Here is a 21447-nt window from a genome sequence, read left to right as displayed (position 1 = left end):
GATGAGCGGCGCCAATGAGAGAGCTGACCGAGTGAGCGATACGACAGCCGAGGGCAAACTGGCGAGCACGCTCTCGCAGGACCAGGTCGCCCGGCTGATGCGCAAGCGCGGCGAGGAATCGCGCTGGTGGTGGATCGTCCCGACGGTCTACATCATCGTGCTTTTGCTGCCGATCTACTGGCTCATCAATATGAGCTTCAAGACCAATGCCGAGATCGTGTCGTCGCTGACGCTCTATCCACATGCGCCGACGATCGCCAACTACGTCACCATCTTCACCGACGCCTCCTGGTATTCGGGCTACATCAACTCGATCACCTATGTCGTCATGAACATGGTGATCTCGGTGGCGGCCGCACTGCCGGCGGCCTACGCCTTTTCGCGCTACCGCTTCCTCGGCGACAAGCATCTGTTCTTCTGGCTGCTGACCAACCGCATGGCGCCGCCGGCGGTGTTCGCGCTGCCGTTCTTCCAGCTCTATTCGGCCTTCGGCCTGATCGACACCCATATTGCGGTGGCGCTGGCGCACTGCCTGTTCAATGTGCCGCTGGCGGTGTGGATCCTCGAAGGCTTCATGTCGGGCGTGCCGAAGGAAATCGACGAGACCGCCTACATCGACGGCTATTCCTTCCCGCGTTTCTTCGTGAAGATATTCATGCCGCTGATCGCCAGCGGCATCGGCGTCGCCTGCTTCTTCTGTTTCATGTTCTCATGGGTGGAACTGTTGATCGCGCGCACGCTGACCACCACCGATGCCAAGCCGATCGCCGCTACGATGACCCGCACGGTCTCTGCCGCCGGCATGGACTGGGGTCTGCTCGCCGCCGCCGGCGTGCTGACGCTGATCCCCGGCGCGCTCGTCATCTGGTTTGTCCGCAACTACATCGCCAAGGGCTTCGCCCTGGGGAGGGTGTGACCATGAATCTCGACCTCACCTGGATGGCGTGGACGTGGCCAACGGCGGCGTTCTTCGGCACCATTCTTTTCCTGCTGTGCGGCATGGCGGCCTGGGAATTCGTCTCGCCGGGCGGCAATCCCCGTGTCGGCGTGCTGCGCTTCGAGACGACACGCGGCGATCGCCTTTTTCTTTCGCTGCTTGGCAGCGCCTTCATCCATCTCGCTTGGCTGGGTCTTGTCGGATCCAACCTGTGGTGGGCTCTCGCTCTCTCCGTGGTCTACGCCATTGGCGTGTTCCGCTACGTATAGAGGGGGAAACTGTTGGAGCGACCGCGTGCCGGCGGCCGCTCCAGATCGCACTTGAAACCTAAATGTGGAGGAAACCTATGCGACGGCAATTTTTAACATCAACAACCGCCCTTGTCCTGTTGCTCGGGGCAGGCAACGCCTACGCCGGAATGGACGAGGCAAAAGCGTTCCTGGATAAGGAAATCGGCCCGCTGTCGACGCTTTCGCGCGCCGACCAGGAAGCCGAAATGCAGTGGTTCATCGATGCCGCGAAGCCTTTCGCCGGCATGGACATCAAGGTCGTCTCCGAAACCATCGCCACCCATTCCTATGAATCGCAGGTGCTGGCGCCGGCCTTTTCGGCGATCACCGGCATCAAGGTGACGCATGATACCATCCAGGAAGGCGACGTCGTCGAGAAGATTCAGACCCAGATGCAGACAGGTCAGAACCTCTATGACGGCTGGGTCAACGATTCCGACCTGATCGGCACCCACTGGCGCTACCAGCAGGTGCGCAACCTGACCGACTGGATGGCGGGCGACGGCAAGGATGTCACCAACCCGAACCTCGACCTGAAGGATTTCATCGGCACCTCCTTCACCACTGCGCCGGACAAGAAGCTCTATCAGCTGCCCGACCAGCAGTTCGCCAACCTCTACTGGTTCCGTTACGACTGGTTCAACGACGAGAAAAACAAGGCCGACTTCAAGGCCAAGTACGGCTACGACCTCGGCGTTCCCGTCAACTGGTCGGCCTATGAAGACATCGCCGAGTTCTTCACCGGCCGCGAGATCGACGGCAAGAAGGTCTATGGCCACATGGACTACGGCAAGAAGGATCCGTCACTCGGCTGGCGGTTCACCGACGCCTGGCTGTCCATGGCCGGCAATGGCGACAAGGGTATCCCGAACGGTCTGCCGGTCGACGAATGGGGCATCAAGGTCGACGAGAATTCGCGTCCTGTCGGCTCCTGCACGGCGCGCGGCGGCGACACCAATGGCCCGGCTGCCGTCTACTCGATCCAGAAGTACCTCGACTGGCTGAAGGCCTACGCTCCGGCTGAGGCACAGGGCATGACCTTCTCCGAATCCGGCCCGGTTCCGGCGCAGGGTGCGGTTGCCCAGCAGATCTTCTGGTACACCGCCTTCACCGCTTCGATGGTCGACGCCGGCGCAAAGGCGGTGATGAACGACGACGGCACGCCGAAGTGGCGCATGGCCCCGTCGCCGCACGGCGTCTACTGGAAGGACGGCATGAAGCTCGGCTATCAGGACGTGGGTTCCTGGACGCTGATGAAGTCGACGCCGACCGACCGCGCCAAGGCCGCCTGGCTCTACGCGCAGTTCGTGACCTCGAAGACGGTCGACGTGAAGAAGAGCCACGTTGGTCTCACCTTCATCCGCGAGAGCACGATCCACGACAAGAGCTTCACCGAACGCGCTCCGAAGCTCGGCGGCCTGATCGAGTTCTACCGCTCGCCGGCCCGCGTCCAGTGGTCGCCGACCGGCACCAACGTGCCTGACTATCCGAAGCTGGCACAGCTTTGGTGGCAGGCGATCGGCGATGCTTCGTCCGGCGCCAAGACGGCGCAGGAAGCCATGGACTCGCTCTGCGCCGAGCAGGAAAAGGTCATGACCCGCATCGAGAAGTCGGGCGTCCAGGGCGATATCGGCCCGAAGATGGCCGAAGAGCATGACCTCGCCTACTGGAACGCCGACGCGGTCAAGAAGGGCAATCTCGCGCCTCAGTTGAAGATCGAGAACGAGAAGGAAAAGCCGATCACCATCAACTACGACGAACTGGTGAAGAGCTGGCAGAAGTAGTCTTGGCGTACGCGCCAGGATCATAGTGAACGGGGAGGCGGCATCGTGCCGTCTCCCCTGTTTGTATAAGCGAGCTACCGGGAGGACTAATGACCGGATACATCCTTGCGATCGACCAGGGCACGACATCGACCAGGGCGATCCTGTTCGACGGTGAGATGAAGGTTGCCGGCAGCAAGCAGCAGGAATTCACCCAGCATTACCCGGCCTCCGGCTGGGTCGAGCACGACCCGGAGGACATCTGGGCAACCGTCGTCGCCACGGTCAAAGGCGCGCTGAAGGCCGCCGGCCGCGAGGCGTCCGATGTGGCGGCGATCGGCATCACCAACCAGCGCGAAACCGTCGTGATCTGGGACAAGGCGACGGGCAAGCCGATCCACAACGCCATCGTCTGGCAGGACAGGCGCACCGCGCCGCTCTGCCAGAAGCTGAAGAAGCAGGGGCTGGAAAAGACATTCACCAAAAAAACCGGCCTGCTGCTCGATCCCTATTTCTCCGGCACCAAGATCGCCTGGATGCTGGACAAGGTAAAAGGCGCCAGAAAACGCGCCGAAAAGGGCGAACTGCTCGCCGGCACCATCGACAGTTTTTTGATCTGGCGGCTGACCGGCGGCAAGGTTCACGCAACCGACGCCACCAACGCCTCGCGCACGCTGGTCTACAACATCGAGAAAAATGTCTGGGACGACGAGCTGCTCTCCATCCTGCGCATCCCGGTCGCGATGCTGCCGCAGGTCAAGGATTGCGCCGACGACTACGGCGTGACGGAGAAAAGCCTGTTTGGCGCCGGGATAAAGATCCTCGGCGTGGCGGGTGACCAACACGCTGCGACCATCGGCCAGGCCTGTTTCGAGCCGGGCATGATGAAATCCACTTACGGCACCGGCTGCTTCGCGCTGCTCAACACGGGCGCCGATCTGGTGCGCTCGAAGAACCGGCTGTTGACCACCATCGCCTACCGGCTGAACGGCAAGACCACCTATGCGCTGGAAGGCTCGATCTTCATCGCCGGTGCTGCCGTGCAATGGCTGCGCGACGGGATCAAAGTAATCGGCAAGGCCGAGCACAGCGGTGTGCTGGCTGCCGAGGCAGATCCCACGCAGAATGTCTATCTGGTGCCGGCTTTCGTCGGGCTGGGCGCGCCGCACTGGGACGCCGAGGCGCGTGGCGCGATCTTCGGCCTGACCCGTAATTCAGGCCCGGCGGAGTTCGCCCGCGCCGCGCTCGAATCCGTCGCCTACCAGACGCGCGATCTGCTCGACGCCATGCGCAAGGACTGGAAAGGGGCTTCGGCGAAAACCGTGCTTCGCGTCGACGGCGGCATGGTGGCCTCCGACTGGACGATGCAGCGACTGGCCGACATTCTCGATGCGCCGGTCGACCGCCCGACCATTCTGGAGACGACGGCGCTAGGCGCCGCATGGCTCGCCGGCTCGAAGGCGGGCGTGTGGCCGAAGGCGAAGGATTTTTCCAGGAGCTGGGCGCTTGAGCGCCGCTTCAAGCCGGATATGGACGCCGCCGTCCGCTCGGCAAAACTGGCGGGCTGGCGCGATGCGGTGCGCCGGACCTTAAGCACGCCCTGACTTCGCGCCCAAAGACGAAACCCGCGCGCCGTTGCCGGCGCGGGTTCCAATAGCCTCCCATACTCAGAATTTTACCCAGGACTCGTCAGTAGGGCGAATAACACTGCTGGCGCGGCCCGTTATAGGGCTGGAACGTATTGTCCGACGCGCGATAGGACCGGTAGCGGTCATAGCACCACTGGACATGCGAATTGCCCCGGTAGACACGGTTGTTCTGGCTGTTGACGATCGCGCCTGTGATCAGGGCGCCCGTGGCGAACGCAGCCAGCGGGAACCAATAGTCGCCATGACGGCGATAGCCCCTGCGGTATTCGCGATAGCCGCGATGGCCGTTCCAGTACATGCCATCACTCCGGCTGACGCGGAAGTTGCGGTGCCTCATCCACGGCTGATAGTCGACCGCCTGCACATTGGGAGCCGACGGTGCTTGCGGTACGAATATCTGCGCGGCATCGGCCGGCACGATCGCTGCAGCAGCGAATGAAACTGACAGTGTGGTCGCCAGCAAACCCGTTGCGATCTTGTTCATGATCTTCTCCCTTGAAAGGGTGGTTGACGTCCCTGTGAGGAAAAAACGGATCGACAGTCCTAAGGTTCCGCCAAAAAGGATAAGTTACTGATTTGTAATGTTTCTTCATTCAGCTCGAAAGAGAAGTCCATTTCACGCACCCGCAGATTAGAAGCGGCGACCTCGTTGCGGGGTAGCTCGCTGGGCGTCGCGTGAGTGGCAATTTGCGGCGCGTCAGGCGAGGGCAGAAACCTCGGTGAACGAGCCATCTTTTTCCGGTTGACCGTTCGCGGCACTCTCCCTATGTTCCGCGCAATTTCGAGGGCGGCCTTTAGAGCCCGCGGGAGCGCGTAGCTCAGCCGGTAGAGCAACTGACTTTTAATCAGTAGGTCATGGGTTCGAATCCCATCGCGCTCACCAAAATGCAAGCAAAATCAAATGCATATGGTCTCGATACGAAACGATCGGACCGGTTTTCCACAGGGGCTAACCAGCGGCTAACAAAAATTCCAAGCAGGGGGTGAGATGATCGATTGGGATAGAATCCGGCAGTATCGGCACGTCGTTGAGCCCTCACCACCGGAATGGCCGGCCGGTGTCAAAGCCATCAGCCTCAACGGCGTGTCTTTGCTGGGTGTCCACGAAAGCACGGGAGAGCTTTATTGGGACGGCCAACAGATCGTGACCGCGAGACGTCTTGCCAGTTTCGAACGATGGATGGCGGCACTTGTAACGGCAGCAAGCGTGATCTTGGCAATCATTGAGATAGGACGGGCCGCCGGCCTGCTCGCCCATTGAAAAAGCCCGCCACCCAGGCAGCGGGCCAAATTTAGCAGCGTGATAAATTACAGGCCTTGCCGGCCCCTGATGGCGCACCAGTGTGGTCTGCTTATTTTGCCGGGGATTTGTAGGAAGAAGCGATTTTTCCCGCCTTCTCTTGGGCCGCCTTGAACTCTGCGCCCGTGTATGCTCGCACGGTTTTGATATTCGATACTGCTCCCGATGCGCCGACGACGAGAAGTGCGGGGATCAGGTCAGCACCGTCGCCGAATTCCGTGATTGCCATCCAGTCAGTTTCACCCGTCGTGACGTAGAAAGAATGCAGTTTCCCGCCTGCTGCTTCAAAGATGGCACGGGCCGCCTTTTCTCGGTTCGTCGGATTGTCAATCATTCCACTCGCTGCGGTGGCTGAATAGGACCCTGTGACTATGAACGTTGGCATATGACATCCTCCCTCGATAATCGGCAGACCTTGTGATCTGCCGAATATTCAGTTTTATCGATACAAGGGTCGGTTCCTTTGCGGGGTACATAGCCCGTGCTGAGCACCCAGTAGCGGGCTTCTGCTGTTGGATTAAGGTCTGACGTTACCGTTTTGGTTCCGAAATCGTCGATTGGACATTCCGCATTTTCACCAATCGACATGTGACGTTAACTCAGATCGTTTTCGGCGCTGCTCAGCCGCAGGACCTTCCCTCCGTCTCCTTCCATCGCCTCGAGGCGATAGCTCCTCAATCCCAGTAGGAATGGCCGGTGCGGGGGGTTGCTTGGGCAAGCAGGCGCACCGGCCATTGCGGGTTTGGAATTCGGGGGTCCCCCGCACTGCCTAAGCTATAGGCATATTAGGAATGACTCAATTACGACTGAAGTCCCTGGGACGTACGTCGCCCTATAAGCGTGGGCGCGACGCGTTTTCCTCAAAAATGGCTGAGAGGTCTATCTCATCATGAAACTGGGCATGAGGGTCGAAGGCCAGCCAAGACGCATGAGATCGAAGCTCTCGGAGGCGCGCGCTCTTTGCGAGTTGGACCTGGTGTTGTTCCTCCTCAAACGGAGAAATAGCCTTGTCACGAGGGTTCATGCGCACACCCGATTGGCGCCATACCCTGATTGAACGATTGAGCGTAGAATTAGGTTCCTTTAGCCCGCCAGAGCGCTGTATGAGTCGGCTGCTGCGCCTCGCAGCCTCGAAGCAGCCGCTGTTGGGTGCGCTTTTTTGGCTTTGATCCGGGACGAAGAAGGCTCATCTGATCTCCTGAGAACCTCTTGCGGCTCGTGTCTATTAGAACATGCTTGTATTTCCCCTGAAGTGAGATCATCCTTTGCAGGCGCGCGGAGGGGGCCACCAGGTCAACGGTGAAAAGGGGTACGTCATGGAAACAGTTTGCTCCGTCCCCGGCGGGATTTGTGTCTTGTCGGTTTTCGTCGGTGTCACGATGGCGTTTATCGCTATGGCGCCATTCGCAGCCACGCGCCTGCTGGTGTTGAGGATGCGCGAGCGCTCGGTCGGGCACCTTCAACCCGCCTGAATGTGTCGGCAGCGTCCCTGTCGTCCGCTGCGAGCCGCTTGAGCCCTGCCTTTGGCTCCCGGATATCGTCACAGCTGGCCGATGGCAGGCGAGTGATCGCCTTGCCGCTCGCGGCGTCGCGTCGTAGTGCTTGCATTCGTTTTAGTGTTGAGGCCCTGACTTTTAATCAGCAGGTCATGGGTTCGACCCCCCTCACGCTCGCCATTTCTACTCGCAAAATCACAAGACGACCTTGCGGACTGCATCGGCGCGGGCGCAGCTCCAACCTTGTCGCCACACCCGCCGCTGGCTAAACTCGGGCCTTCCAGGGGAGGGTTCGAACATGGCACTTCAGCTTTCGGCGGATGCTGTAGCTCCTAAGGCGGGGACACCTCAGAAATATCTCTTCGGCCCGGTCGCCGATTTCCTGATGCTGGGCGGCAGCGCTTTTCTCATCCTGCCGGTGCTGTTTCTCGTTCCGCTCGAGTATGAGGGTCCGGTAGCCGCAACGATGGTCTTCGTGGCCTATCTCGTGAACTATCCCCACTTCGCCCACTCCTACCAGCTTTTCTATCGCAATTTCACGCGCAAGGTGTCCGGCGACGGCTACGACCGGAGCCTGCAACTCCGCTACATCTTTGCGGGCATTGTCGTGCCTCTGGTCATGACCGGGTTCTTCGCCTATGGCGCGGGGGCGGCGAACACGCGGCTGCTCGGCTATGCAACCAACGCCATGTTCTTTTTTGTCGGCTGGCACTACGTCAAGCAGGGCTACGGCATGCTGATGGTGGATGCGGTGCTCAAGCGCAAATTCTTCGACGACCGCGACAAGAAGGTGCTGCTGGTCAACTCCTATGCCGTGTGGATCCTGGCGTGGCTGCAGACCAACACCGCGGTCACCCAGGGCAAATATTACGGGCTGGACTATTACACATTCGCCGCCCCTTCCTGGATTGCCGACATTGCCCTGCTGGCGGCCGTAGCGTCGACGGCGGCCACGCTTTTGATGTTGGTCAATCGCTGGCGAAAGAACGGCGGCGGTCTGCCCTATAACGGCCTGGTGGCCTATGTCGCGTCGCTCTATCTCTGGATCCTGATTGCCAGAATAAACCCGCTCTGGCTGCTCATCGTACCAGCGCTCCACTCGCTGCAGTATCTCGCCGTGGTCTGGCGCTACCAGACGAACGTCGAGCGTGACAGCTCCGATGCCGAAAGCGATCCGCAGCCGAAGGTCCTGTCCTTTCTAGGCCCACTCTACAGGTTCCGGCTCCTCGGCTTTATCGTCGGCGGCACCGCCCTTGGCTATCTCGGCTTCTGGCTGATCCCGTCCGCGCTGACGGCTTTGATCCCCTATGACAGGCAAGTCCTGGGATCATCGCTGTTCTTCTTCATCGTGCTGATCTTCATCAACGTGCATCATTATTTTCTGGACAATGTGATGTGGCGCCGTGGCAATCCGGAGGTGTCGCGGTATCTGTTCCGCTAGCCGTCAGGAGCCGCCGAACACGAGCGAGACACTGCCGCCGGCGTGGCGCTCGATGCGGCCGGCAAGGTCGAGTTCAAGCAGCACCATCGACACCTGGGCGGCGTTGAGGCCGGTGTGGCGGATGATTTCATCCACCGCCACCGGAGTCGGCCCCAACACTTCGAGCACGCCGCTGCGCTCGTCCTCGCCGGGCGGCGGCGTTGCCGAAAAGTCGGGCGCCTTTTCCGAGGACGCCGCCATGGGCGACCGCGTGCCGGCCAAGGGCGCGATCGCGCCGGAAACATCGGATGCCTCGGTGACCAGGGTGGCGCCATCCTTGAGCAGGCCGTTTGAGCCGGCGCAACGCGGATCGAGCGGTGAACCCGGCACGGCAAAGACCAGCCGGCCCATTTCGCCGGCCAGGCGCGCGCTGATCAGCGAGCCGGAGCGTTGCGCCGCCTCGATCACCACCAGTCCGAGGGCCGCACCCGCGACAAGCCGGTTGCGGCGCGGAAAATCCTGCGCCCGCGGCTGCCAGCCGAACGGCATCTCCGAAATAACGGCACCGCCACGTTCGGCGATGTCGTTGCATAGGCCGATATTTTCGGGCGGGTAGGGGACGTCGAGCCCGCCGGCCAGCACCCCGATCGTGCCTGTCGAGAGACTGCCCTGATGTGCCGCCGTGTCGATGCCGCGCGCCAGGCCCGAGACAATGGCGTAGCCGTCGCGGCCAAGATCCGCCGCCAGCATGCGCGCCATCTTGATCCCGGCGAGCGATGCGTTGCGGGCGCCGACAATGGCGACCGCCGGCAGGCGGAACACCGCGGCTTCGCCTTTCATGGCAATCAGCGGCGGCGGATTGTCCATATTCTTGAGCATCGGCGGATAGTCGGCCTCACCAATGCCGACGAAGCGGGCGCCGTTCTCGCCGGCCGCCTCCAGTTCCGCTTCGGCCTCGGCGATGGAGGGAATGCGGACGGTTTTTCTGGCGCCGCCCGAAATCATCAGCTCGGGCAGCATCTCGAGCGCTGTCTCGGCCGAGCCGAAGCGGTTGATCAATTCGCGAAACGAGGCCGGGCCGACATTTTGCGTGCGGATCAGCCGCAGCCAGCTCAGCCGCTGCCGGTCGCTGAGGCGCGGCCCGGCGGCAGGCTTGCTCATCCCTTGGCTCCAATCTTGCCTTCAGTGCCGGCAAGCAGGCGCGAAATGTTGGCGCGGTGTTTTACAATGACGATCAGGCTCATCACCACGAACAGCCCGGCGACCTCAGGCGTGCTCAGGAAATACAGCGCAATCGGCACGATGACCGCTGCCGTCAGCGCCGCCAGCGACGAGTAGCGGAAGACGAAAGCCATCACCAGCCAGACGACGATGAAGATCAACGCCACATGCCAGCCGAGCGCGATCAGCACGCCGAGATAGGTCGCCACGCCCTTGCCGCCCTTGAAACCAAGCCAGACGGGAAACAGATGGCCAAGGAAGGCGCCGAGGCCTGCCCAGAGTCCAAGCCCAGCCCACGGTCCGAAGTCGTGCCCATAATGGCGCGCGATCATCACCGCCGCCGTGCCCTTCAGCGCGTCGAGCACCAGCGTCGCGGCGGCCAGGCCCTTATTGCCGGTGCGCAGCACATTGGTGGCGCCGATATTGCCGGAGCCGATCTTGCGCACGTCGCCGAGACCGGCGGCGCGGGTGATCAGCAGGCCGAAGGGAATCGAACCCAGGAGATAGCCGAACAGCAATGCCAGGATGACGTTGTAACTCATTGTTTCCCCCCCCGCATTTCCCTGGCAGCAGATCGACGCGCGACGTGCCGCAATCACTCTAGGTCGAAAACACTGTGCGGCCCGTCACCAGCGTTTGCAAGACCATGCCTTGCAGCCGCGCACCTTCGAAACAGGTGTTTTTCGAGCGCGAACGGATGCCGCTTTCGCTGACGATCCAGGGCTCTTCGAGGTCGACGACTGCAAGATCAGCCGGAGCGCCCGGCTTCAGCGTGCCGCCGGGCAGGCCGAACAGTTTCGCCGGTGCCGTGGACAGCGTCTCGATCAACCTGAGCAGCGGCACATCGCCATTGTGGTAGAGCCGCAGTGCTGCGCCCAGCAACGTCTCCAGCCCGATGGCGCCGGCAGCGGCATCGGCGAAGGGCAGGCGCTTGGTGTCGACATCCTGCGGGTCGTGCGAGGAGACGATGATGTCGATCGTGCCATCCTTCACCGCTTCGATCATCGCCAGCCGGTCCTCCTCGGCGCGCAGCGGCGGCGTCAGCCGGAAGAAGGTGCGGTATTCCCCGACATCGTTCTCGTTGAGTGACAGATTGTGGATCGCGACGCCTGCCGTGACATTGGCCTGGTCGGCTTTCGCCCGCCTCACGGCTTGCGCTGCCATTTCCGTCGAAATCTTGGCCGCGTGATAGGCGCCGTGCGTCAGCCGCGCCAGGGCCAGGTCGCGTTCCAGCGGGATGGACTCGGCCTCGCGTGGAATGCCGGCAAGGCCGAGCCAGCTGGCATAGAGGCCTTCATTCATCACGCCTGCCGAGGCGAGATCGCCATCCTGCGTCTCATGCGCGATGACGCCGCCGAAATCGCGGGCATAGGTCAGTGCCCGGCGCATCACCAGCGCGCTGGATATTGTATGCCGGCCGTCAGTGAAGGCGACCGCGCCGGCCTCGCGCAGCAGGCCGAACTCGGTCATTTCGCGACCGGCAAGGCCCTTGGTGATCGCCGCCGCCGGGAAGATATTGACGATTGCGGTGTCCCTGGCGGTGCGCAGCACGAATTCGACCAGCGCGACATTGTCGATCACCGGGTCGGTGTCGGGCATCATGATGACGGAGGTGACGCCGCCGGCCGCCGCCGCAACGCTTGCCGATGCAATCGTCTCGCGGTGTTCGCCACCGGGCTCGCCGATGAAGACGCGCGCATCGATCAGGCCGGGGATAATCGTCTTGCCGGCGCAGTCGACGACTGTGGCTCCCGCCGGCACCCCCTGGTTCAGGGCAGCCTTGCCGGCAGCAACGATCTTGCGGCCCTCGACGATGACGGTGCCGACTTCATCGATGCCCCGCGACGGGTCGACGATACGGGCGCGCTCAAAGACCGTCGTGCTCATGCGCCACGGCCCTCTGCGTTGCGGCGGGGATCAAGCAGCGCTTCCATCACCGCCATGCGCACGGCGACACCCATTTCGACCTGTTCCTGGATGACACTTTGCGGGCCGTCAGCGATTTCGGACGCGATCTCGACGCCGCGGTTCATCGGTCCGGGATGCATGACCAGTGCGCCATCCTTGGCCGCCTTCAGCTTTTCGGCATCGAGGCCGAAATAGCGGAAATATTCGCGCACCGACGGCACGAAGGCGCCTTCCATGCGCTCGCGCTGCAGGCGCAGCATCATCACCACGTCGGCGCCTTTCAGCCCTTCAGCCATCGAGCGCGAGACGATGACACCCATTTTCTCGATGCCGGACGGCAACAGCGTGGACGGCGCCACGACCCGCACCTGCGCGCCGAGCGCGTTCAAGAGCATGATGTTGGAGCGCGCCACGCGCGAATGCAGGATGTCGCCGCAGATCGCCACGATCAGCTTCGACAGCGGCCCCTTGGCGCGGCGGATGGTCAGCGCGTCGAGCAGCGCCTGCGTCGGGTGCTCATGTGCGCCGTCGCCCGCATTGACCACCGAACAGCCGACTTTCTGTGCCAGAAGCGCGGCGGCGCCCGCCGACTGGTGGCGGATGATGAGGATGTCAGGGCGCATGGCGTTCAGCGTCATCGCCGTGTCGATCAGCGTTTCGCCCTTCTTCACCGAAGAACTCGCCACCGACATGTTCATGACGTCGGCGCCAAGCCGTTTACCGGCCAGCTCGAACGACGATTGCGTGCGGGTCGAGGCTTCGTAAAAGAGGTTGATCTGGGTGCGGCCGCGCAGCGTCGAGGTCTTTTTCTCGGATTGCCGGGAAATGGCGACGGCGCGATCGGCCCGGTCGAGCAAAAGCTCGATATCGGCGGGGGAAAGATCGCGGATGCCCAGAAGATGGCGATGAGGATAAAGCGGCAGGGACGAAGCGTCGGTCATCTCAAGGCGCTGCTATAGGGGGGAGAATTCCTTGCCGCAAGCGCCAGCTTGGGATTGCGGCCTTTCTCCCCGGTATTTTCGTCGCGCGCTCCGGCAAGCTTGGGCTATATCTAGCCGATGGCTTCGGATTCGAAGCCTTCGTAACATAAGGACAGTGCGTGACCGACGACGTGACCAACCAGCCGCCGCCGCTAACGGGCGGCAACGCCTGGCGGGGCGATCCGTTGCTGATCCAGCTCGCCGAACGCTTTTCCGATCCGGTCCGCAAGGATCTCGACGGGCTTGGCCGCTTCGTCCTGACACAGGAAGCGCAGGAGCTGGCGCGTCTTGCCAATGTCGAGACGCCCAAGCTCCGCACGCATGACCGCCAGGGCCGGCGCATCGACCAGGTCGAGTTCCACCCGGCCTATCATGCGTTGATGCGGCGCTCGGTCGCCGGCGGCCTGCATTCCTCGATCTGGGAGAACGGCGACAGCGAGATCGGCCGCCGCCATCAGGTCCGCGCCGCGCGTTTCTACCTGACAGCCGAGCTCGAAACCGGGCACCTGTGCCCCATCACCATGACCAGCGCTTCGCTGGCCGCGTTGATGGCCAGCCCAAAGCTGTTTCGCGAATGGGCGCCGCGCGTGACGACGCGCAAATACGACCAGAGCCAGAAGCCGCCGGTCGAAAAGACCGGGCTGACGCTCGGCATGGGCATGACCGAAAAGCAGGGTGGCACCGACGTGCGCGCCAACACCACAAGGGCCGAGCGCGCCGGCAGCGGTTTTTATCGTCTCACCGGCCACAAATGGTTCATGTCGGCGCCGATGTCGGATGCTTTCCTCGTGCTCGGACAGGCGCCGGAAGGGCTTTCCTGCTTTCTCGTCCCGCGCATTCTCGGCGACGGCTCCGGCAACGGCTTCCGTTTCCAGCGGCTGAAGGACAAGCTCGGCAACCGTTCCAACGCCTCCTCGGAAGTGGAGTTCGTCAATGCCATCGGCGAGATGGTCGGCGAGCCCGGCGCCGGGGTGAAGACGATCATGGACATGGTCACCTTGACCCGGCTCGACTGCGCTGTCGCCTCGTCGGCGATCATGCGCGCCGGCTTGGCCGAAGCCGTCCATCATACCCGCCACCGCCAGGTGTTTGGCTCGACATTGATCGAACAGCCGCTGATGCAGCGTGTGCTGGCCGACATGGCGCTCGATGTCGCCGCCGCCACAGCGCTCTCGTTCCGGCTGGCGCGTTCTTTCGACGAGGCGGCCAGCGACCGCGGCGAGGCGGCTTTTGCCCGCGCCATGACGCCAGTGGTCAAATACTGGGTCTGCAAGATCGCGCCGCCGCTGCTCTACGAGGCGATGGAATGCCTCGGCGGCAATGGCTATGTCGAGGAAGCGCCGCTCGCCCGTTACTATCGTGAAGCCCCGGTCAACGCGATCTGGGAGGGCTCCGGCAATGTCATGGCACTCGACGTGCTGCGCGTGCTTGGCCGCGCGCCCGGCCTGTTCGAGGAGGTGCTGGCCGGCATCGATCGCGATCTCGGCGCCGGCGGACGCGGCACCATCGGCGTGCTCAAGGCCGCCATGCAGGTCGCAGGCACCGATGAGGGGTCGGCCCGCCTGCTCACCGAGCAGCTGGCGCTGTCGGCGGCAGCGGCGGAATTGCGCCGGCTGGGGGCAGGGCGGATTGCCGATGCCTTTGTCGAGACGCGGCTCGCCGGTCAGTGGCGCAACACCTATGGCATGCTCGATTCACGCCATGACGCGCGCATGATTATCGACACGCTCTATCCGCCGGTCAACTGAGGCCCGGCTGCACAGCCTGTCACCGCGAATTTACCGCGGCCTGTGGATGGACGTTAACCTTAACAAATGGTTTCCGTTGCAGCGGCGGGCCGCAAAGCCCACTGTCTTTGTCACCAAAGCAGGAATGCCATGCGTGCCATTTTGACCTCTTTTCTGGCCTTGCACTGGGCAGTGGTTTTCGCCCTGCTGGCGTTCATCTGCATGGATGGAAACCGCGGCGTTGCGGGCGCTCTGGCGGTGCTCGGCGTCGTCGTGGAAAACACCCGTATGATCGATCTCGACAACGCTGCCGTCGTGGCGCCGCTGGCCATTGCGCTGCTGGTCGTCGCGGTGTTGTTTTGCTGGGTCTTCGTCGAGAGTTTGGTTAACGCCGCAGCGAGCCCCGAAGGAGCCGATAGCGTGGCGCGGACCGCCTTTATTTCCGCATCCGCCGTCCTGTCGCTAATCCTGATCGGCGGCGCCGCGCAAGGCATCAACGGCCTGTTCATGGTTGTGGCCGTGCAACTGGCGGCACTTCTGGCCTCTTACGTCGCCATGCATGCCGAGCGGAGGTCGGTTTTGGCCGTCGCAGTTTCGCGCGAGGCCGAGAGCCTCGCCACTGCGCACGCTATGGCACAAGGCGCCGCGCACGGCTCCTTGCTGTCGCGCATTTCCGGCCGGCCGGACATTGGTCCCAGGGATGGCGGTCCCAGGGATGGCGGTCACAGGGATGGCGGTCCCAAAGATGGTGGCCATAGAGGCGGCTCCAGCCGCAGGGACGGTCACTGATGCGCACGCTGTTCGCATTGTGGGCCGCCCCACTTGCTCTGTTCTGGGGCTGGTTCTTCCTGTCGCTCAACGACATCAATTTCGGCTACGTCATGCTCAGCCGGCAGCTGCACGACGTCGTGTTCCAGCTCTACGGCCAGATGCTGGGCATCGACCCGGCAATCATTCCGGGCATGGTGGCAAGAGCCTGCGTCTTTGACGGATTCCTGTTGATGGCATTGTGGGCGTTCCGGCGCCGCCGCAACATCGCCGCCTGGATCAGGCGCCAGATGGGAAGTCCGGTTCCGTCCGATCGGATGAGCCAAGCGACTGGAGTCGATCTAAAGCTCCCTGCAGAATAAAGGCGGCGGCCGCCGAATCGATCTTGCCGGCGCGCTTGGCGCGCGAGAAATCCATTTCGATCAACGTCCGCTCGGCGGCGACCGTCGACAGCCGCTCGTCCCACAGCACGAAAGGCAGGTCGGTCACGCCTGCCATGTTGCGCACGAAGGCGCGCGATTTCTGGGCGCGGGGACCTTCCGACCCGTCCATGTTGATGGGAAGGCCGAGCACGAACGCGCCGATATTGTCCTTCTGCAGTTGGGCAAGCAGCGCCGCCGCATCCAGCGAAAACTTCTTGCGCAGGATCACCGGGCGCGGATGGGCGAAGGACAAGCCCCGGTCGGAAACGGCGACGCCGATCGTCTTGTCGCCGAGATCTAGCCCGGCCAGCGTCCTGCCGCCTTCCAGGCGTGCCGGCAGATCCTCAATCGCTATGATGCCCAACGGCTTTCCCCAAACCAGTTTTACCGTGACAAAGCCCCTGACACGTTCTTTTGAACCAGGAGCACACTATGTCACTTTAATTTCGCAGCCGGCGTTCTATCTTCCGGCGCAACCAAAATCGAGGAAAACGATTGATGAAATTGACCTGGTACGGCCATTCGGCCTTTCGCATCGAGACATCAGGTGCGACCATCCTGATCGACCCCTATCTCATCGGCAATCCGTCATGGACGGGCGGCTGGGAGGGGCCGGCGGAGGGCGTCACCCATGTGCTTTTGACCCACGGCCACAGTGACCATGTCAGCGGCGCGGTGGAGGTGCTGAAGAAGAGCGGCGCCCAGCTGGTCGCCAATTTCGAGATCTGCATGTACCTGGTCGGCAAGGGCGTCGACGGCAACAAGATCAACCCCGGCAATCTCGGCGGCACCGTCGATTGCGGCGCCTTCACCACCACCTTCGTGCAGGCGCTGCATTCCTCGTCGTTTGGCCTCGATGGTGGCCAGAACGTCTATCTCGGCAATCCCGGCGGGCTGGTCCTGCATTTTCCGGAAGACAAGACGCTCTACCACATGGGCGACACCGACATCTTCTCCGACATGGCGCTGATCAACGAATTGCACGAGCCGAAGATCGGCATCGTGCCGGTCGGCGACCGCTTCACCATGGGCGGTGCGGTGGCGGCCCTTGCCTGCCGGCGCTTCTTCCACTTCGACACGGTCGTGCCCTGTCACTTCGGCACGTTCCCGATCATCGACCCAACGGCGGAAAAGTTCGTTGCGGGCCTCGAAGGATCGGGTGTTGACGTGGCCTTGCCAGCAATCGGCCAAACGATCACACTGTAGAGCGATCGTTTGGACGATCCCTTGTCGCAAAAGGGAATGAAACCATGGGTTTGAGAAGGACTCTTTGCGTGTCGATGCTGGTTGCGGCGTCACCCGCATCGGCCGCCGAGGACTTCATCAAGGGCGTCTATCTCCAAACCCAGGAGCTTTGTGCCCAAGCCAAAAAGGACACGCTGCAGACGCTGATCGACGCCGGCAATGTCATCCTGTCGGCGGACGGACTGCAAAGCGTCGAGTACAATTGCGAGTTCGTCCAGGTCACCAAGGCGACGGGCTCGCCGAGCTGGGCGGTCACCGCCATCTGCCAGGAGCCGGGCTTTCTTTTTCCCGACGTGCTTTCGATCACGCAGATGAACGCGACGCAAATCGACATCGTCTCGGTGCGCCCGACCGCCGACGAAGGCGAGCAGGCCGGCAATGGCGGCAGCTATTACCTGTGCGAAGGCGTGTCCCTGCCTTAGAGCAATTCCAGGAAAAGTGTGGAGCGGTTTTCCCTTGGGAATTGCGTAAAACAAAGAGCTGAAATTTGCCGTCGGCGGCAGATGCACCGCACACATCCGCATGCTAGCGTGACCCTATGCTGAAACGGATGGGATTGCTTTTGCGGGGAGAGCAGCCGGTGTTCCGGAAGCTTGAACTGCACGTCGCACATGGTTGCAATCTGGCCTGCGAAAGCTGCTCGCACTATTCCAACCATGCCCATTCCGGCACGGTTTCAGTTGAGGATGCCGGCCGCTGGATGGGGCTGTGGAGCCGGCGCGTCTCGGTCACCCGGTTTTCCCTGCTTGGCGGCGAACCCACCATCCATCCGCACTTGCCGCAATTTGTCGGTCTGGTGCGGCGGCATTGGCCGCAGACACAGATCGAGATCGTCTCGAACGGCTTCTTCCTGCATCGCCACCCGACGCTGCCAACCATCCTTGCGGCGGACCCAGACGCCCGCCTTGTCATATCCGTGCATCATGATTCCGAAGAGTACCGCGACCGGTTGAAACCGGTCTTCGCCTTGCTGGAGCAATGGCGGCAGGAACACGGATTCGTCGCCAGAGTGCGTCCAGCGCACAAGAACTGGACCCGGCGCTACGAAGGTTTTGGCGACACGATGGTGCCGTTCGAGGATGGCGACCCGCGCGCCAGCTGGGAGGCCTGTCCGGCTCGTCACTGCAAGCAGCTTCTCGATGGGCGCATCTGGAAATGTGCTCCCTTGGCCTATCTGCCGATGCAGAAGGCAAAATACCGGCTTTCCGACAAATGGGATGGCTATCTCGCCTATCAGCCCCTCGATCCGGATTGCTCCAACGCCGAGCTGAAAGACTTTGCCGCGCTAGAGGATGAGGCCGCCTGCGGTATGTGTCCGGCGAAGGAGCGGCTGTTCGAATTGCCGCTTCCGCTGCGTCAGAGCAAGGCCCGGGCCGGCACTGCAGCGCAGCCCTGAGCACGATCGATGTTGCGCGGCACGCGCCGCGCCGCTATAGCGCCATCTGGTTTTCCCAAAGGCTAAAGACATGTCCGTTGATCTGCAGACAGTGAAGCGCGTCGCTCGTCTCGCCCGCATTGCGGTGAGCGAGGAGGATGCCGAGCGCATGACCGGCGAGTTGAACGCCATTCTGGGCTTCGTCGAGCAGCTGAACGAGGTCGATGTCTCTGGGGTCGAGCCAATGACCTCGGTGACGCCGATGGAGATGAAGAAGCGCGAAGACATCGTCACCGACGGCAACAAAGCCGCCGACATCGTCGCCAACGCGCCGGCCACCGAAGAGAATTTCTTCCTCGTGCCGAAGGTCGTGGAGTAGGCGGCCGATGGCAATCGAGATCGCCATCGAAACGCCGTTGCAGGACGATGTCCGCGCTTTGGTCGAGGAGCTCAACGCGACGCTGCTCGAACTGACGCCGCCGGAGCACTGTTATCACCTGACGGTCGAGCAGATGGCCGGCGCAGACACCACCGTCTTCATAGCCCGCGACGACGGGCAGGCCATCGGCTGTGGCGCGCTGAAGCGCCATGATGCGACCGTCGGCGAGGTGAAGCGCATGTATACGCGGCCCTCGCATCGCGGCAGGAAGATCGGCGCCAAAATCGTCGAGCGGGTCGAGACGCTGGCGCGTCAGGAAGGATTGAAGCGCCTGGTGCTGGAAACCGGCGACCGCCATCCCGCGGCATGGACCGTCTACGAACGCGCCGGCTTCTCGCGCTGCGGTCCGGTGCTGGATTATCCCGATTCCGAGTGGTCGGTGTTTTACGAAAAGAGCCTTTGATGAGCGAACTGACCCATCTGACGATTTCGCAGGCCCGCGCCAAGCTGCGCGGCAAGGAGATTTCCGCCGCCGAGATCACCGAGGCCTATCTCTCGGCCATCGAGCGCGCCAATCCGGTGCTCAACGCCTACATCGTCGTCACCGGCGACAAGGCGCGCGATATGGCCAAGGCCTCCGACGCCAGGCTGGCCAAGGGCGAGGGCGGTGCGCTGGAGGGCATCCCGCTCGGCATCAAGGACCTGTTCGGCACCGAGGGCGTCCACACCCAGGCCTGCAGCCATGTGCTGGACGGTTTCAAGCCGCGCTACGAATCTACCGTCACATCCAATCTGTGGGCCGACGGCGCCGTCATGCTGGGCAAGCTCAACATGGACGAGTTCGCCATGGGCTCGTCCAACGAGACCTCCTATTACGGCCCGGTCGTCAATCCGTGGCGGCGCTCGCGCCTCGACACGGTGGTGATGCCGACCACACATCAGGGCGATGGCGGTTTCGTTTCGGCCGGCGGCACCAAGACCGCACGCACTTTGGACAACGCGCAGCTCGTGCCGGGCGGTTCGTCGGGCGGCTCGGCTTCGGCCGTTTCGGCCTTCCTGTGCGCCGGCGCCACGGCCACCGACACGGGCGGGTCGATCCGCCAGCCCGCCGCCTTCACCGGTACGGTCGGCATCAAGCCGACCTATGGCCGCTGCTCGCGCTGGGGCATCGTCGCTTTCGCCTCGTCGCTCGACCAGGCCGGCCCGATCGCCCGCGACGTGCGCGACGCCGCGATCCTGTTGAAGTCGATGGCTTCGGTCGACCCCAAGGACACCACCTCGGTCGACCGTCCGGTGCCGGATTACGAGGCGGCGATCGGCAAGCCGATCAAGGGCATGAAGGTCGGCATTCCCAGGGAATACCGCGTCGACGGCATGCCGGAAGAGATCGAGGCGCTGTGGCAGAAGGGCATTGCCTGGCTGAAGGACGCCGGCGCCGAGATCGTCGACATTTCACTGCCGCACACCAAATATGCTTTGCCGGCTTATTATATCGTCGCGCCGGCCGAAGCGTCGTCCAACCTCGCCCGCTATGACGGTGTCCGCTACGGCCTGCGCGTGCCGGGCAAGGACATCGTCGACATGTATGAAAAGACCCGCGCCGCCGGTTTCGGCCGCGAGGTCAAGCGCCGCATCATGATCGGCACCTATGTGCTGTCGGCCGGCTATTACGACGCATACTATTTGCAGGCGCAGAAGGTGCGCAATCTGATCAAGCGCGACTTCGAGACCGTCTTTGCCGCCGGCGTCGACGTCATCCTGACGCCAGCAACACCGTCCGCCGCCTTTGGCATCGCCGACGAGGACATGGCCGCCGATCCGGTGAAGATGTATCTCAACGACATTTTCACGGTGACCGTGAACATGGCCGGCCTGCCGGGCATCGCGGTACCAGCCGGCCTCGACGCCAAGGGCCTGCCGCTCGGCTTGCAGCTGATCGGCCGTCCCTTCGATGAGGAAACCCTATTCCAGACGGCTGCCGTCATCGAGCAGGGGGCGGGAACCTTCCAGCCGGAGAAGTGGTGGTAGCATGCCGCCCCAGTCTCGCATTTCCATCGTCGAGACGGGAGACCAATTGCTGATCACAAACCCACCACGCACCTCGGATTTCAGGACAGGCTTTGTCTTGATCGGGGCCGCGATCGTAGCCTACACCGGCTATATGGGATTGAGAGACACGTCGCCCGCAACGCTCACCAGCGGCACTCTCGGCCTGCTGTCGTTCGTGGCGATCATTGCCCTGTTCACCTATTTCCTCGGCAAGGATTTTATCTGGCTGGTGTTCGGCAAGGAAACGCTGCGGCTGACCAGCGCTGCCGCCATGCGCGACATCAGGGGTTCTTTGCAAAATCGTTCGTCATTGCCTTTGAAAGGGCACCTTAAGGTCGAGATCCTCGACCATACCTATCCGACGGATGAAGCGGGACTGTCGGAAGTCATCAGATTGACCAACGCGGATGGCGTCCTTGTTTTCGGCAGGGAGTTGAGCCGTCCCGAGGCCGAGGCTGTGGCGAGTGCGGTTGAGCACTTCATCGGCCGTCAAAATTTGAGCTGGCGATAGGCAGGCA

The 21447-nt window shown here is 62.5% G+C and carries 23 protein-coding genes and 1 tRNA gene; 17 read left to right on the top strand and 7 right to left on the bottom strand.

The window, feature by feature from the left end; all coding sequences use genetic code 11:
• The first annotated feature begins 1 nt into the window (after window position 1).
• The 4 genes from AC04SG_RS05845 to glpK all read left to right on the top strand — a co-directional run bounded on the left by AC04SG_RS05845 (window position 2) and on the right by glpK (window position 4594).
• Complete coding sequence (locus AC04SG_RS05845) at window positions 2–916, top strand: carbohydrate ABC transporter permease (protein WP_488550268.1); 915 nt, start codon at window positions 2–4, stop codon at window positions 914–916.
• Between the two features lie 2 nt (window positions 917–918).
• Window positions 919–1206 (top strand): DUF2160 domain-containing protein, encoded by a 288-nt coding sequence (locus AC04SG_RS05840; RefSeq protein WP_488550267.1) that lies wholly within the window; start codon window positions 919–921, stop codon window positions 1204–1206.
• Between the two features lie 77 nt (window positions 1207–1283).
• Window positions 1284–3011, top strand: a complete 1728-nt coding sequence (locus AC04SG_RS05835; protein ID WP_192253792.1) for an ABC transporter substrate-binding protein — start codon at window positions 1284–1286, stop codon at window positions 3009–3011.
• A gap of 89 nt (window positions 3012–3100) precedes the next feature.
• Window positions 3101–4594 (top strand): glycerol kinase GlpK, encoded by a 1494-nt coding sequence (gene glpK / locus AC04SG_RS05830; RefSeq protein ID WP_488550266.1) that lies wholly within the window; start codon window positions 3101–3103, stop codon window positions 4592–4594.
• A gap of 85 nt (window positions 4595–4679) precedes the next feature.
• On the opposite strand, the gene AC04SG_RS05825 is transcribed toward glpK, so the two are convergent.
• Window positions 4680–5123, bottom strand: coding sequence for a BA14K family protein (locus AC04SG_RS05825; protein WP_488550265.1), 444 nt, complete (start codon window positions 5121–5123; stop codon window positions 4680–4682).
• A gap of 323 nt (window positions 5124–5446) precedes the next feature.
• On the opposite strand from AC04SG_RS05825, the gene AC04SG_RS05820 reads away from it, so the two are divergent.
• Window positions 5447–5522 (top strand) — tRNA-Lys (locus tag AC04SG_RS05820).
• Between the two features lie 105 nt (window positions 5523–5627).
• The gene (locus AC04SG_RS05815) at window positions 5628–5900 is read left to right on the top strand and encodes a hypothetical protein (RefSeq protein ID WP_488550264.1); all 273 of its coding nucleotides are present in this window, start codon (window positions 5628–5630) and stop codon (window positions 5898–5900) included.
• A gap of 91 nt (window positions 5901–5991) precedes the next feature.
• Here the strand turns inward: AC04SG_RS05815 and AC04SG_RS05810 are convergent, their stop codons facing one another.
• Window positions 5992–6273 (bottom strand): GYD domain-containing protein, encoded by a 282-nt coding sequence (locus tag AC04SG_RS05810; protein ID WP_488550263.1) that lies wholly within the window; start codon window positions 6271–6273, stop codon window positions 5992–5994.
• Window positions 6274–7733: 1460 nt separating this feature from the next.
• Here AC04SG_RS05810 and AC04SG_RS05805 point away from each other — a divergent pair.
• On the top strand, window positions 7734–8876 hold the full coding sequence (locus AC04SG_RS05805; RefSeq protein WP_488550262.1) for a hypothetical protein: 1143 nt from the start codon (window positions 7734–7736) through the stop codon (window positions 8874–8876).
• Window positions 8877–8879: 3 nt separating this feature from the next.
• Here AC04SG_RS05805 and dprA read toward each other — a convergent pair whose 3' ends face one another.
• Genes dprA through AC04SG_RS05785 form a run of 4 tightly spaced genes read right to left on the bottom strand, consistent with a single transcriptional unit; the run spans window position 8880 to window position 12925 of the window.
• Window positions 8880–10016 (bottom strand): DNA-processing protein DprA, encoded by a 1137-nt coding sequence (gene dprA / locus AC04SG_RS05800; protein ID WP_488550261.1) that lies wholly within the window; start codon window positions 10014–10016, stop codon window positions 8880–8882.
• A complete protein-coding gene (gene plsY, locus AC04SG_RS05795) occupies window positions 10013–10618 on the bottom strand; it encodes a glycerol-3-phosphate 1-O-acyltransferase PlsY (protein WP_477232634.1) in 606 nt (201 codons plus the stop codon). Before plsY ends, dprA begins: the two co-directional genes overlap by 4 nt.
• Before the next feature lie 58 nt (window positions 10619–10676).
• Window positions 10677–11963: a dihydroorotase gene (locus AC04SG_RS05790; RefSeq protein ID WP_488550260.1), complete on the bottom strand. Its 1287-nt coding sequence runs from the start codon at window positions 11961–11963 to the stop codon at window positions 10677–10679.
• The gene (locus tag AC04SG_RS05785; protein WP_112395347.1) at window positions 11960–12925 is read right to left on the bottom strand and encodes an aspartate carbamoyltransferase catalytic subunit; all 966 of its coding nucleotides are present in this window, start codon (window positions 12923–12925) and stop codon (window positions 11960–11962) included. The genes AC04SG_RS05790 and AC04SG_RS05785 overlap by 4 nt, the downstream gene beginning before the upstream one ends.
• A gap of 158 nt (window positions 12926–13083) precedes the next feature.
• On the opposite strand from AC04SG_RS05785, the gene AC04SG_RS05780 reads away from it, so the two are divergent.
• From AC04SG_RS05780 to AC04SG_RS05770, 3 genes are all read left to right on the top strand, one after another.
• Window positions 13084–14712, top strand: coding sequence for a DNA alkylation response protein (locus AC04SG_RS05780; RefSeq protein ID WP_203278357.1), 1629 nt, complete (start codon window positions 13084–13086; stop codon window positions 14710–14712).
• A gap of 129 nt (window positions 14713–14841) precedes the next feature.
• Window positions 14842–15480: a hypothetical protein gene (locus tag AC04SG_RS05775; protein ID WP_488550259.1), complete on the top strand. Its 639-nt coding sequence runs from the start codon at window positions 14842–14844 to the stop codon at window positions 15478–15480.
• Window positions 15480–15821 (top strand): DUF6105 family protein, encoded by a 342-nt coding sequence (locus AC04SG_RS05770; protein ID WP_488550258.1) that lies wholly within the window; start codon window positions 15480–15482, stop codon window positions 15819–15821. The genes AC04SG_RS05775 and AC04SG_RS05770 overlap by 1 nt, the downstream gene beginning before the upstream one ends.
• Here AC04SG_RS05770 and ruvX read toward each other — a convergent pair.
• Window positions 15739–16245 carry a Holliday junction resolvase RuvX gene (gene ruvX, locus AC04SG_RS05765; protein WP_112561609.1) on the bottom strand — a complete coding sequence of 169 codons (507 nt, stop codon included), beginning with the start codon at window positions 16243–16245 and terminating at the stop codon, window positions 15739–15741. The genes AC04SG_RS05770 and ruvX overlap by 83 nt on opposite strands.
• 134 nt (window positions 16246–16379) lie before the next feature.
• On the opposite strand from ruvX, the gene AC04SG_RS05760 reads away from it, so the two are divergent.
• The 7 genes from AC04SG_RS05760 (at window position 16380) to AC04SG_RS05730 (ending at window position 21440) form a co-directional block, all read left to right on the top strand.
• Window positions 16380–17087 (top strand): metal-dependent hydrolase, encoded by a 708-nt coding sequence (locus tag AC04SG_RS05760; protein ID WP_488550257.1) that lies wholly within the window; start codon window positions 16380–16382, stop codon window positions 17085–17087.
• A 44-nt stretch (window positions 17088–17131) separates the two neighbouring features.
• Window positions 17132–17548, top strand: a complete 417-nt coding sequence (locus AC04SG_RS05755) for a hypothetical protein (protein WP_112561611.1) — start codon at window positions 17132–17134, stop codon at window positions 17546–17548.
• 158 nt (window positions 17549–17706) lie between these two features.
• Window positions 17707–18522: a radical SAM protein gene (locus tag AC04SG_RS05750; RefSeq protein ID WP_488550256.1), complete on the top strand. Its 816-nt coding sequence runs from the start codon at window positions 17707–17709 to the stop codon at window positions 18520–18522.
• Window positions 18523–18592: 70 nt separating this feature from the next.
• The gene (gene gatC, locus AC04SG_RS05745) at window positions 18593–18880 is read left to right on the top strand and encodes an Asp-tRNA(Asn)/Glu-tRNA(Gln) amidotransferase subunit GatC (protein WP_112561613.1); all 288 of its coding nucleotides are present in this window, start codon (window positions 18593–18595) and stop codon (window positions 18878–18880) included.
• 7 nt (window positions 18881–18887) lie between these two features.
• A complete protein-coding gene (locus AC04SG_RS05740; RefSeq protein WP_477232627.1) occupies window positions 18888–19343 on the top strand; it encodes a GNAT family N-acetyltransferase in 456 nt (151 codons plus the stop codon).
• The gene (locus tag AC04SG_RS05735) at window positions 19343–20908 is read left to right on the top strand and encodes an amidase (protein ID WP_488550255.1); all 1566 of its coding nucleotides are present in this window, start codon (window positions 19343–19345) and stop codon (window positions 20906–20908) included. Before AC04SG_RS05740 ends, AC04SG_RS05735 begins: the two co-directional genes overlap by 1 nt.
• A 46-nt stretch (window positions 20909–20954) precedes the next feature.
• A complete protein-coding gene (locus AC04SG_RS05730; protein WP_488550254.1) occupies window positions 20955–21440 on the top strand; it encodes a hypothetical protein in 486 nt (161 codons plus the stop codon).
• Window positions 21441–21447: the final 7 nt, after the last annotated feature.

Source organism: Mesorhizobium sp. CNPSo 4684 (assembly GCF_057784315.1).
Note: the sequence above shows the minus strand (reverse complement) of the source record. Positions and strands in the feature narration are given on the sequence as shown.

Excerpts from the sequence above, each read along its gene's own strand:
- dprA (WP_488550261.1), bottom strand. The coding sequence starts at position 10,016 with ATGAGCAAGCCTGCCGCCGGGCCGCGCCTCAGCGACCGGCAGCGGCTG.
- AC04SG_RS05815 (WP_488550264.1), top strand. The coding sequence starts at position 5,628 with ATGATCGATTGGGATAGAATCCGGCAGTATCGGCACGTCGTTGAGCCC.
- AC04SG_RS05770 (WP_488550258.1), top strand. The coding sequence starts at position 15,480 with ATGCGCACGCTGTTCGCATTGTGGGCCGCCCCACTTGCTCTGTTCTGG.
- AC04SG_RS05755 (WP_112561611.1), top strand. The coding sequence starts at position 17,132 with ATGGGTTTGAGAAGGACTCTTTGCGTGTCGATGCTGGTTGCGGCGTCA.
- AC04SG_RS05835 (WP_192253792.1), top strand. The coding sequence starts at position 1,284 with ATGCGACGGCAATTTTTAACATCAACAACCGCCCTTGTCCTGTTGCTC.
- gatC (WP_112561613.1), top strand. The coding sequence starts at position 18,593 with ATGTCCGTTGATCTGCAGACAGTGAAGCGCGTCGCTCGTCTCGCCCGC.
- plsY (WP_477232634.1), bottom strand. The coding sequence starts at position 10,618 with ATGAGTTACAACGTCATCCTGGCATTGCTGTTCGGCTATCTCCTGGGT.
- glpK (WP_488550266.1), top strand. The coding sequence starts at position 3,101 with ATGACCGGATACATCCTTGCGATCGACCAGGGCACGACATCGACCAGG.
- AC04SG_RS05785 (WP_112395347.1), bottom strand. The coding sequence starts at position 12,925 with ATGACCGACGCTTCGTCCCTGCCGCTTTATCCTCATCGCCATCTTCTG.
- AC04SG_RS05740 (WP_477232627.1), top strand. The coding sequence starts at position 18,888 with ATGGCAATCGAGATCGCCATCGAAACGCCGTTGCAGGACGATGTCCGC.
- AC04SG_RS05825 (WP_488550265.1), bottom strand. The coding sequence starts at position 5,123 with ATGAACAAGATCGCAACGGGTTTGCTGGCGACCACACTGTCAGTTTCA.
- AC04SG_RS05805 (WP_488550262.1), top strand. The coding sequence starts at position 7,734 with ATGGCACTTCAGCTTTCGGCGGATGCTGTAGCTCCTAAGGCGGGGACA.
- AC04SG_RS05775 (WP_488550259.1), top strand. The coding sequence starts at position 14,842 with ATGCGTGCCATTTTGACCTCTTTTCTGGCCTTGCACTGGGCAGTGGTT.
- AC04SG_RS05845 (WP_488550268.1), top strand. The coding sequence starts at position 2 with ATGAGCGGCGCCAATGAGAGAGCTGACCGAGTGAGCGATACGACAGCC.
- AC04SG_RS05760 (WP_488550257.1), top strand. The coding sequence starts at position 16,380 with ATGAAATTGACCTGGTACGGCCATTCGGCCTTTCGCATCGAGACATCA.
- AC04SG_RS05810 (WP_488550263.1), bottom strand. The coding sequence starts at position 6,273 with ATGATTGACAATCCGACGAACCGAGAAAAGGCGGCCCGTGCCATCTTT.
- AC04SG_RS05840 (WP_488550267.1), top strand. The coding sequence starts at position 919 with ATGAATCTCGACCTCACCTGGATGGCGTGGACGTGGCCAACGGCGGCG.
- AC04SG_RS05790 (WP_488550260.1), bottom strand. The coding sequence starts at position 11,963 with ATGAGCACGACGGTCTTTGAGCGCGCCCGTATCGTCGACCCGTCGCGG.
- AC04SG_RS05735 (WP_488550255.1), top strand. The coding sequence starts at position 19,343 with ATGAGCGAACTGACCCATCTGACGATTTCGCAGGCCCGCGCCAAGCTG.